10 protein-coding genes are annotated in these 9,324 nt (G+C 60.8%); 4 read left to right on the top strand and 6 right to left on the bottom strand.

What is annotated here, in order from left to right; genetic code table 11:
* Nucleotides 1-178: 178 nt before the first annotated feature.
* The 3 genes from fabA to WA989_RS11255 all read left to right on the top strand — a co-directional run bounded on the left by fabA (nucleotide 179) and on the right by WA989_RS11255 (nucleotide 2,107).
* Nucleotides 179-718, top strand: coding sequence for a bifunctional 3-hydroxydecanoyl-ACP dehydratase/trans-2-decenoyl-ACP isomerase (fabA, locus tag WA989_RS11265; protein WP_424340597.1), 540 nt, complete (start codon nucleotides 179-181; stop codon nucleotides 716-718).
* 106 nt (nucleotides 719-824) lie between these two features.
* Complete coding sequence (locus tag WA989_RS11260; protein WP_424340596.1) at nucleotides 825-1,640, top strand: enoyl-ACP reductase FabI; 816 nt, start codon at nucleotides 825-827, stop codon at nucleotides 1,638-1,640.
* A gap of 212 nt (nucleotides 1,641-1,852) precedes the next feature.
* The gene (locus WA989_RS11255) at nucleotides 1,853-2,107 is read left to right on the top strand and encodes a YjhX family toxin (protein WP_424340595.1); all 255 of its coding nucleotides are present in this window, start codon (nucleotides 1,853-1,855) and stop codon (nucleotides 2,105-2,107) included.
* A gap of 128 nt (nucleotides 2,108-2,235) precedes the next feature.
* Here the strand turns inward: WA989_RS11255 and WA989_RS11250 are convergent, their stop codons facing one another.
* Nucleotides 2,236-3,138, bottom strand: coding sequence for an SDR family NAD(P)-dependent oxidoreductase (locus WA989_RS11250; RefSeq protein WP_424340594.1), 903 nt, complete (start codon nucleotides 3,136-3,138; stop codon nucleotides 2,236-2,238).
* A 111-nt stretch (nucleotides 3,139-3,249) separates the two neighbouring features.
* Between WA989_RS11250 and WA989_RS11245 the strand changes: the two genes are divergently transcribed.
* Complete coding sequence (locus WA989_RS11245; RefSeq protein WP_424340593.1) at nucleotides 3,250-3,930, top strand: nitroreductase family protein; 681 nt, start codon at nucleotides 3,250-3,252, stop codon at nucleotides 3,928-3,930.
* Nucleotides 3,931-3,953: 23 nt separating this feature from the next.
* Here WA989_RS11245 and WA989_RS11240 read toward each other — a convergent pair whose 3' ends face one another.
* The 5 genes from WA989_RS11240 to rpsO all read right to left on the bottom strand — a co-directional run bounded on the left by WA989_RS11240 (nucleotide 3,954) and on the right by rpsO (nucleotide 9,278).
* Entirely contained in the window at nucleotides 3,954-4,814 is an 861-nt protein-coding gene (locus WA989_RS11240) for a CAP domain-containing protein (RefSeq protein ID WP_424340592.1), read from the bottom strand.
* Between the two features lie 26 nt (nucleotides 4,815-4,840).
* Nucleotides 4,841-5,527 carry a uridine kinase gene (gene udk, locus WA989_RS11235; protein WP_424340591.1) on the bottom strand — a complete coding sequence of 229 codons (687 nt, stop codon included), beginning with the start codon at nucleotides 5,525-5,527 and terminating at the stop codon, nucleotides 4,841-4,843.
* Between the two features lie 261 nt (nucleotides 5,528-5,788).
* Nucleotides 5,789-6,610: a CAP domain-containing protein gene (locus tag WA989_RS11230; protein ID WP_424340590.1), complete on the bottom strand. Its 822-nt coding sequence runs from the start codon at nucleotides 6,608-6,610 to the stop codon at nucleotides 5,789-5,791.
* Between the two features lie 198 nt (nucleotides 6,611-6,808).
* Entirely contained in the window at nucleotides 6,809-8,941 is a 2,133-nt protein-coding gene (gene pnp, locus WA989_RS11225) for a polyribonucleotide nucleotidyltransferase (protein ID WP_424340589.1), read from the bottom strand.
* Nucleotides 8,942-9,008: 67 nt separating this feature from the next.
* Complete coding sequence (gene rpsO, locus WA989_RS11220; protein WP_424340598.1) at nucleotides 9,009-9,278, bottom strand: 30S ribosomal protein S15; 270 nt, start codon at nucleotides 9,276-9,278, stop codon at nucleotides 9,009-9,011.
* Nucleotides 9,279-9,324 lie beyond the last annotated feature (46 nt).

Raw genomic sequence — 9,324 nt, 5'->3', positions numbered from 1 at the left:
ATGGTGAGCGAAGTCGAACCACAGTGGGCGTCAGTCCTTGAAGCGCCTCGGCGCGCCCACAAACCACCCCCACCTCTGCAATCCTGCAACGCTTCTGCCCAGCCTGTTTGCTTGACAAGCCGGATCGGGGCAGGCTCATGCGCATGTTTCCGTAAGCGACAAGAATTCAGGATAAAAAATGAGCGGACCACACGATTTCCACACGCCAAAATCCTCCTACACACGCGAGGATCTTCTCTCTTCCGGCCAGGGCCAGCTGTTTGGCCTCGGCAATGCGCAGCTGCCTGTGCCGCCGATGCTGATGATGGACCGGATCACCGAAATCACGATCGATGGCGGCGAGTTTGGCAAGGGCTCGGTCATCGGCGAGTATGACATCAACCCTGAGCTCTGGTTCTTCCAGTGCCACTTTCCGGGCGACCCTGTCATGCCGGGCTGTCTTGGCCTCGACGCGATGTGGCAGGCGGTCGGCTACTGGCTTGGCTGGTCCGGCTCTCCGGGCAAGGGCCGGGCGCTCGGCGTTGGCGAAGTGAAATTCACCGGCGAGATCACGCCGGACAAGAAGCTCGTCAAATATGTCATCGACATCAAGCGCGTGCGCCGCGGCAAGCTCAATCTCGGCATTGCCGATGGCCGGGTCTATGTTGATGAAGAGCATGTCTACACCGCGCTCGACATGAAAGTCGGCCTTAAGAACATTCTCGATCCAGCAGGCTAAGCCCCGACGAGAGCGAGCGGGCGACGCCCCATCGGCTTGACCTCAGCGCCCGCCGCGCCTAGCCCGGATAACAAAATCAAACACACCACCGCCAGGAGGAAGAGACATGTCCGACGACTGGAATATGCCGGCAGGCGAACTGATGAAGGGCAAGCGCGGCATAGTCATGGGCGTTGCCAATGGAAACTCGATCGCTTGGGGCATCTCGAAACAGCTAGCCGCGCAGGGCGCCGAAATCGCCTTCACCTATCAGGGCGAGAGCCTTGAGCGCCGCGTGCGCCCTCTGATCGAATCCATTGGCATGGACACGATGATCCCGGCGGACGTCACCGACGACGCCTCCATGGACGCCGCCTTCGCGGCCATCAAGGACAAATGGGGCAAGATCGACTTCCTGGTCCATTCCATCGCCTTTGCCGGCAAGGACGAGCTGCAGGGCTCCATGGTCGCCAATACCACGCGCGAAGGCTTCCGCCGTGCCATGGACATCTCGGTCTATTCCTTCATCGACTGTTCGCGCCGCGCGTCTGAAATGATGCCGGATGGCGGCGCGATCATCTGCATGACCTATCTCGGCGCTGAACGCACCGTTCCGTCTTATAACGTCATGGGCGTCGCCAAAGCCGCGCTGGAAGCGTCCACCCGGTACGCCGCGCGTGACCTCGGCCCACAAGGCATCCGCGTCAACGCGATCTCTGCCGGCGCCATGCGCACGCTCTCTCTGGCCGGCATTCGCGGCGGCAAGTCGCTGATGGGCACCGGCCGCGACATGTCTCTGCTGAAGGAAGACACGCGCATGGAAGGCGTCGCAGGCGCAGCGCTCTATCTCCTCTCCGATATCGGCCACTCGATTGCCGGCGAAGTCATCCACGTCGATGCGGGTTTCCACGCCGTCGGCGTGCCGGATATGGGCGAGGAATAGAAAGAGCGCCCTGCTTGACGATCAGATGCACTTGGCGCAAATTTCGCGCTCAACGGAGTGTTGATGACACATTATCAGTCTGAGTCCCGCTAAGGGGCCTGCCGCTTGCGCCGATCCGGCAAGGCAGGCCGACAAGATGAACCGGTCTCTCCTCGCGAGAGGCTGATCCTTGTCATGCGCTTTTCAGCGCACACTTCCGGACTACTCTCAAAATGGATATCTCTCGCGCCGAACAGCGCATCCTCCACCTGCTCGCACAGGGCGGACGAATCGAAGTCATCAGACAGAAGAAAAAACTCGCCGAACTAAACTGCTATAGCCGCGATGGCTGGCGCTATCCCGGCCTCGACGAGCACCTTTTCCGCAAGCTCAAACGCAAACGCGCCATCGCCTCGAAGAATGGCGACCCCTACCGCATTACGCGCCGGGGGCTGGAGCTGGTGAGATCAGAGCTGGACAATCGTTAGATTGACCTGGTGCGCGCGGACCTCGCCCTTCGACAGGCTCAGGGTGAGGTCCGTTGGACCGGGCAGAGCAACAAGAGCAGCCTCATCCTGAGCTCGTCGAAGGATGAAGCCGCCTCCGCGCGCCTGCCTCAGCCCGGATGGATCGCCTCGCGCAGCTTGGCGAAGATGCTCATGCCGAAATCGCCCTTGTAGGCATCTGTCGGCCGCTTGCGGACCGCCTCGTCTATGGCTTCGGCGTCAGGGCCGATCAGGATGCGCCATTCGTCTGCGCGAACACCGTCGAGGATGACCCGCGCCGCATCAGATGCGCTGGTGATCGCATTGTCGCGGAACTGTTCGCCGCGGGCCTTGGCCTCTTCAAATTCCTCCCCGCCGCCACCAACAGCCGAATCGTCGCCAAACTCCCGCAGCGTGTTGAGCGCGATCTGCGTGCCGATATGGCCGGGCATGACGACGCTGGCCTTTACATGCGGAGCGTTCAGGCGAAGATCCGTGATCAGAGCTTCGGTGAAGCCTTTGACGGCGAACTTGGCAGCAGAATAGGCCGTATGCGGCGTGTCCGGCCCAAGGCTCGCCCAGAAACCGTTGACGGAGCTCACATTGACGATATGGCCCTCATCCGCGGCGACGAGCATGCCCATGAAGGCGCGCGCATTGTTGTAAACGCCATACCAGCAGACATTGAAGGTCCGCTCCCAGTTCTCGCGCGGCCCATCGACAAAGCTGCCGCCGCCGCCAATCCCGGCATTGTTGATCAGCACATGGATGTGATCGGTCTCATGCGCGGTGCGGACATGGTCCGCGAAGGCCTGAACATCTTTTTCATTCGCGACATCGGCGCGGAACTGCGTGACCCGAACGCCCTGCGGCGCCAGCGTCATCGCTTCGGAAACCGTGACAGCCATGTCTTCTTCGCTGACATCGCAGATCGCGACGCTGCAGCCAGCCTCGGCGAGCTGTTTGGTCATCTCCCGGCCCATTCCCGCACCGCCGCCGGTGACGACCGCGATCTTCCCGCTGAAATCCTTCATGGCACTCCTCCTCAGAACTTTTTTGTCTGGCTCCAGTCTAGACCTTTCTGCCGGACCGGCACAGACATGACGATGAGGAAACGCGACCCGTAGCGAGATTGAGGCCGAGCCATGAAAACCTCACCCGATACCCATATTCCGCTGGAAGGCTATGCGCCGGGCGACCAGGACGAAATGCTGATCCGGGCGCAGGCGTTTCACAATTCCATGCGCACGCGCCGGTCGGTCCGCCACTTTTCCAGCCGGACGGTCTACAGCGATGTCATCGAGAATTGCGTCGCCACGGCCGGCCTTGCGCCGTCAGGGGCGAACCACCAGCCCTGGTTCTTCGCCTGCGTAAAGGCCGCCGAAAAGAAGCGGCAGATCCGCGAGGCGGCAGAGGCCGAGGAGCGGGCCTTCTATGAAGGCAAGGCGGGCGAGGAGTGGCTGGACGCCCTCGCCCCGATCGGGACCGATGCCGACAAGCCCTATATGGAAACCGCACCCTGGCTGATCTGCATCTTCGCGCAGCGCCGCGGCGGGGCCGAAGCGGGCGAGGACCGCAAAAATTACTACATCCATGAAAGCGTCGGTATCGCCACAGGCCTGCTCATCGCCGCCTGCCACCAGGCCGGCCTCGCCACGCTGGTCCACACGCCAAACCCGATGAATTTCCTGAACGAGATTTGCGGGCGCCCGAAGACGGAAAAGCCGTACCTCATCCTGGTGGTGGGTTACCCGGCCGGCGATGCCGTTGTGCCGAAACATGCGCTGAAGCGGAAGGCGATAGCCGACATCCTGAAGATCATGTGAGGCCCACCCAGGGGAACCTCTCCCTAGCTCGACTTGCCCTCGTCCGGCACGATCTTCACGCGGGGCCCGGAAAAGTGCATGTAGCGGCAGGAATTGGGCACGGGCCCCGGCTGCTCGCCGCGCACCGTCAGCGCATACACGCCCGATGCCTTGCCTGGAATACGGCCTGTGTGCCCGCCGCGCGTTTTCAGATCGGTGATCTTGCCCTTTTGGCGCAAGGCGAGGCCTGACCATTCCCAGCCGTCAAGGGTCGCAGGCTGGGTCACCAGCGCGTCGGCTGAAATGCTGAGCGGCACGGGGCTGTCGAACGCACCGTCCTTCTTCACGAACAGCTCTGTCAGCCAGATGCCATCCGGCTTTCTCACAATGCCCACCGCAATCTGGTTCACATCGTCTGCGAGGATCGCTTCCCTGTGGCTCTCACTGTCCATCAGGCCGTCATGCAGCCTGTCGACAACCGTGTCCCAGTTCACCGCGCCCATGACGGCGGCGATATTCTCGCGCTGGACACTTGAAAGTAGCGTGCGGTCAAAAGCGAAGATCCGCGTGGCCGGGATGCGCTTGTCGAGGCCCATATGGGCGAAATAGTCATTCGCCGCCATGTCGAGACTGTGCCAGCGGGCCGCATCGCGAAGCTCGTTCCGGACGGACAAGGGATCAAGCCCCTCGGCGCGGCGTGCCTCATTGATTCTGTCGACGATCCGGGATTCGAAATCCTCGTCAAAGGCGTAACCATCCGGCACGTCCGCCAGGCAGGCCTGACCGTTGAGGACATAGTCGTCCACCTCGCCCGCGCGCGCCTCCATGGAGAGGTCGCACAGGGCGTGCGCACCAAACGGGGCTAGCGCAAATAGAGCTGCGAGGATCCTCAGTTTGCCAAACATGACGGGCTTTATAGCCCGGATATGGTTCACAGAATACCAGCCGCCTGCAGGCGCGAGAGAACCGGCGCCAGCATACGCTCTATGGCCGTGTCACTGGGCACCACATCCCCATAGGCCGGCAGACCTTCATCGGCGATGACAAGGTCGGCTTCAAACATCGACGGAAAGGTGAAGCGGTAATGGGCCGCGCGCACTGTCTTCAGATAATGTTCGAGCACGTTCTGAACCGTACGCCCGCGCTCAACCACGTCCCGGCGCAGACGGCGCGCGAGGCGCAGATCGTCCGGCGTGTCGACGTAGATGGAGAGATCGATCAATGGCAGGAGCGCCGGAACAGACAGAGCGTGGATGCCCTCCAGGATGATGACCGGCGCCGGGTCGATCCTGTGGGTCTCCTCGGACCGGTCATGGCGGTCATAGTCATAGACCGGCTGGTCGATAGACTGGCCGCGTTTTAGCGCCGCAATGTCATTGACGAGGTGGTTTGTGTCCTTCGAGGCCGGGTCATCATAATTGGCCTGCGCGATGATGGCGGCGCGCTGCTCTTCGGTCTCGCACGGTCCATAATGGCGCATCGGCCAGTAATAGCCGTCCTCGTGGAAGATGACCGCCCTGTCGGCGCCCAGCCGCGCGATCAGCGCGTCTGCCAGCGTCGACTTGCCGGACCCGGATCCACCGGACATGGCAACAAGATATGCAGATGTGTCAGACATGCGCCGTGCTTTAGACTGAAGAAGAGCAAGGGGAAAGAGCCAGGCTCCATCGTGGCTCTCTCAAGAGGGGGATGGTGGCTGCTGTCACGACACTCGCCCGCTCGTGGTTCGACTTCGCAACAGCCGAGCCAACTGCAACGCCATTCCCTTCCCGCCGGGGAGGGTCGCGGTGGGGCCTGGACACAAACAAAGAGGGCGCCTCCCGATGGGAAACGCCCTCTTCGCCTTGGACGGGAGCTTCCTCCCGTCTCGGGGTCTTGTCTATTGCACCGAAACGATCGGGCCTTTCAGAACGTAAGTGTCGGCATTCAGCTCAACCAGCACGTCGAGATAGGCGTTGCTTTCAGCGCCTAGGCTATCAGCGTGAACACGCATCAGGCTGCCACCCGCAAGGCGTCTTCCTGCAGCATCGCTTAGGCTCCAGCCCGCAGTGCGGAACATGTCCTGGCGGATATTCGGCTGAAAACTCGTGGCTTCGGCGAGCGAGAGCGGCATCGGCCTGTCGAGCTCGCCATCGACCGTCGTCAGCATCTGCACGACATAGATCGTATCGCCGGACCGCGCGACGCCGATGCCTGTGTCGGTAAACGTGTCCCGCGTCAGGTTTTCGCGATTGGCCGGATCGGAAGTGATCATGTCGAACACCTCGGTCGAGCTCGCATCGGCCGCCATGACGACGACATTGGCGCCGGTCGCGCCGGTCAGCATCGTCCGGTCAATGGCGCGCATTCGGTAAACGTGTCCGCGGCCTTCAAGGTCGGTATGGCCGGCATAGTCGCGCGCCGCCATGTCCATCGCGTGAGCGCGGGCGGCCTTGTCGAGCGTGTCGCGGCGCATCAGCGGTTGAAGTCCGGCATTCGAGCGCGTGGAATTGGTCTGCGCGGCAAGCTCGGCCTCGACCTCGGTGACGAAATCGCCGCCCGATTCAAGACAGGCTTCGACTTCCTGAACATAGGAAACAAGCGCTTCGCCATAGCCGTCAGACAGGTCGCACGCGGTGTCCGCCTGCGCGGTCAATGCACCGCCCGCTGCCGCCAGAGCCAGCAGGGATGCGGTGCGTATTGCGTCATAAAAGTGTAACATAACTGACATTAGCGCTATGTGACAGTTTTATGTCAAATAGATTCTGGCCGTGTCTCTGCACAATTTTTTGATCAGCCTACGGATGGAGTCTGATATTGCGGCGTTTTTTGCCGTTTTCCGTTCCGCCCGCGAAATGAAAAAGGCCGCCCCGAATGACGGCCTTTTGAAAGATTTACGCTTTTCGGCGTAGACGGAGGACTATTCCGCGTCGGCGTCAGCCGCTTCCTTGTCCTTGCCAGTCTCCTGGTCGACGGCTTTCATCGACAGGCGAACTTTGCCGCGATCATCAAAGCCCATCAGCTTGACCCAGATTGTATCGCCTTCCTTGACGAGATCTTTCGGGTGGCCAATACGCTCGTCAGCCATCTGCGAGACGTGAACCAGACCGTCCTTGGGCCCGAAGAAGTTCACGAAAGCGCCGAAGTCCTTGATCGAGACGACCTTGCCCTCATAGATTTCGCCCGCTTCAGGCTCTGCGGTGAGTTCGCGGATCCGCTTCTTCGCCGCATCGATCGACTCGCGGTCGAGCGCCGAGATCTGGATCGTGCCATCATCTTCGACATTGAGCTTGGCGCCCGTGGTGTCGACGATATCACGGATGACCTTGCCGCCGGAGCCGATCACGTCCCGGATCTTGTCGACCGGGATGTTCACGATTTCCATTTGCGGGGCGTTGGCAGACAGCTCACCACGGGACTCGGCCAGCGCCTTGTTCATCTCGCTGAGAATGTGCGACCGGCCGCCTTTGGCCTGCTCGAGCGCAGTTTTCATGATGTCCTTGGTGATGCCGGCAATCTTGATGTCCATCTGGAGCGATGTGACACCCTTTTCGGTCCCGGCCACCTTGAAGTCCATGTCGCCGAGATGGTCCTCGTCGCCAAGGATATCAGACAGAACGGCAACGCCGTCGTCTTCCTTGATGAGGCCCATTGCGATCCCGGAGACCGGACGTGCAATCGGCACGCCGGCGTCCATCATGGCGAGCGCACAGCCGCACACCGTTGCCATCGAGGACGAGCCATTCGACTCGGTGATCTCGGAGACCAGACGGATCGTGTACGGGAACTCTTCCGGTTCCGGCAGGACGGCCTGAAGCGCGCGCCAAGCGAGCTTGCCGTGACCGATTTCCCGGCGGCCTGCACCGCCCATACGGCCGGTTTCACCGACAGAATATGGCGGGAAGTTATAGTGAAGCAGGAACTTCTCTTTGCGCGTGCCGCCAAGGCCGTCGATGAACTGCTCATCGTCTGACGTGCCGAGGGTTGCCACACAGATCGCCTGGGTTTCACCGCGGGTGAACAGGGCTGAACCGTGCGTGCGCGGCAGGAAGCCGGCTTCTGCGGTAATCGGGCGAACCTGATCGAGCGAACGGCCATCGATGCGCTTGCCGGTCTTCAGAATGTCGCCGCGAACAACTTTCGCTTCGGCTTTCTTGAAGGCAGACTTGAACACGGACTCGTCCATGCCCTCAGGCTTGTCTTCGGTTGCGACTAGTGCTTCGCCAGCTTTCTGGCGGGCATTGCCGACAGCTTCCTGACGATCGAGCTTCTCGGTGATCTTGTAGGCGGCAGAGAGGTCTGCACCGACGAGATCCTGGATCTGCTTGAGTTCGCCCGAAAGGTCTTCGCCCTGAAAGTCGAACGGCTCCTTGGCGGATTTCTCGGCGAGCTTGATGATCGCATCGATTACCGGCTGCATCGCTTCATGGCCGGCCATGACAGCGCCGAGCATGATGTCTTCCTCAAGCTCCTTGGCTTCGGATTCGACCATCATGACGGCATCATTGGTGCCGGCGACGACGAGGTCCAGTTCGGACTCTTCAAGATCATCCACGGTCGGGTTGATCAGATAGTTGCCATCTTTGTAACCGACGCGAGCTGCGCCGATCGGGCCCATGAAGGGCGCGCCGGAGAGCACTAGCGCTGCAGAGGCGCCAATCATGCCGACAATATCCGGATCGTTTTCCATGTCATAGGAGATCGCCGTGAGCACGACCTGGACTTCATTCTTGAAGCCGGACACGAAAAGCGGACGGATCGGGCGGTCGATGAGACGAGACGTCAGCGTCTCTTTCTCGGTCGGACGGCCTTCACGCTTGAAGTACCCGCCCGGGATGCGGCCCGATGCGTAATATTTTTCCTGGTAATTGACCGTCAGCGGGAAGAAGTCCTGCCCGGGTTTTGCTTCCTTGCGGAAGGTTGCGGTCGCGAGAACGGTGGTGTCACCGTAAGTAACGAGGACGGCCCCGTCAGCCTGACGAGCGACACGGCCCGTCTCGATCGTCAACGTGCGGCCGGCCCATTCCAGCGACACGGTTTGCTTGTCAAACATCAAATTGTCTTTCTCTTCATACGAAAAGCCCGCCTGGACCCCATGTCCGGCGGGCTAGGTTCTTGAGCTAGCGGCGGATGCCGAGCTCTTTGATGAGCGCAGAATAACGCTCTTCATTTTTCCTCTTCAGATAATCGAGGAGCTTGCGGCGCGTGGCGACCAGATTGAGCAGGCCGCGGCGCGAATGGTGGTCTTTCTTATTGGTCTGGAAGTGCTCGGTCAGGTTGTTGATGCGTTCCGTGAGGATCGCGACCTGGACTTCCGGAGACCCGGTATCGCCATCAGTCTGGGCGAATTTCTTGATCAGTTCAGATTTCTTTTCTGCCGTAATCGACATCGTATAACTTTCTGTTTTCGCCCTGACGGGCGGGTTACTGGAGTCG

This window comes from Henriciella sp. (assembly GCF_049649345.1).
Classification (GTDB): Bacteria; Pseudomonadota; Alphaproteobacteria; order Caulobacterales; family Hyphomonadaceae; genus Henriciella.
This window is presented reverse-complemented; position numbering and strand designations above follow the sequence as displayed.

What these genes read in the sequence shown, in the direction of transcription:
- WA989_RS11245 (WP_424340593.1), top strand. Translation starts at nt 3,250, where the DNA reads ATGAAAACCTCACCCGATACCCATATTCCGCTGGAAGGCTATGCGCCG.
- pnp (WP_424340589.1), bottom strand. Translation starts at nt 8,941, where the DNA reads ATGTTTGACAAGCAAACCGTGTCGCTGGAATGGGCCGGCCGCACGTTG.
- udk (WP_424340591.1), bottom strand. Translation starts at nt 5,527, where the DNA reads ATGTCTGACACATCTGCATATCTTGTTGCCATGTCCGGTGGATCCGGG.
- WA989_RS11260 (WP_424340596.1), top strand. Translation starts at nt 825, where the DNA reads ATGTCCGACGACTGGAATATGCCGGCAGGCGAACTGATGAAGGGCAAG.
- rpsO (WP_424340598.1), bottom strand. Translation starts at nt 9,278, where the DNA reads ATGTCGATTACGGCAGAAAAGAAATCTGAACTGATCAAGAAATTCGCC.
- WA989_RS11240 (WP_424340592.1), bottom strand. Translation starts at nt 4,814, where the DNA reads ATGTTTGGCAAACTGAGGATCCTCGCAGCTCTATTTGCGCTAGCCCCG.
- WA989_RS11250 (WP_424340594.1), bottom strand. Translation starts at nt 3,138, where the DNA reads ATGAAGGATTTCAGCGGGAAGATCGCGGTCGTCACCGGCGGCGGTGCG.
- WA989_RS11230 (WP_424340590.1), bottom strand. Translation starts at nt 6,610, where the DNA reads ATGTTACACTTTTATGACGCAATACGCACCGCATCCCTGCTGGCTCTG.
- fabA (WP_424340597.1), top strand. Translation starts at nt 179, where the DNA reads ATGAGCGGACCACACGATTTCCACACGCCAAAATCCTCCTACACACGC.
- WA989_RS11255 (WP_424340595.1), top strand. Translation starts at nt 1,853, where the DNA reads ATGGATATCTCTCGCGCCGAACAGCGCATCCTCCACCTGCTCGCACAG.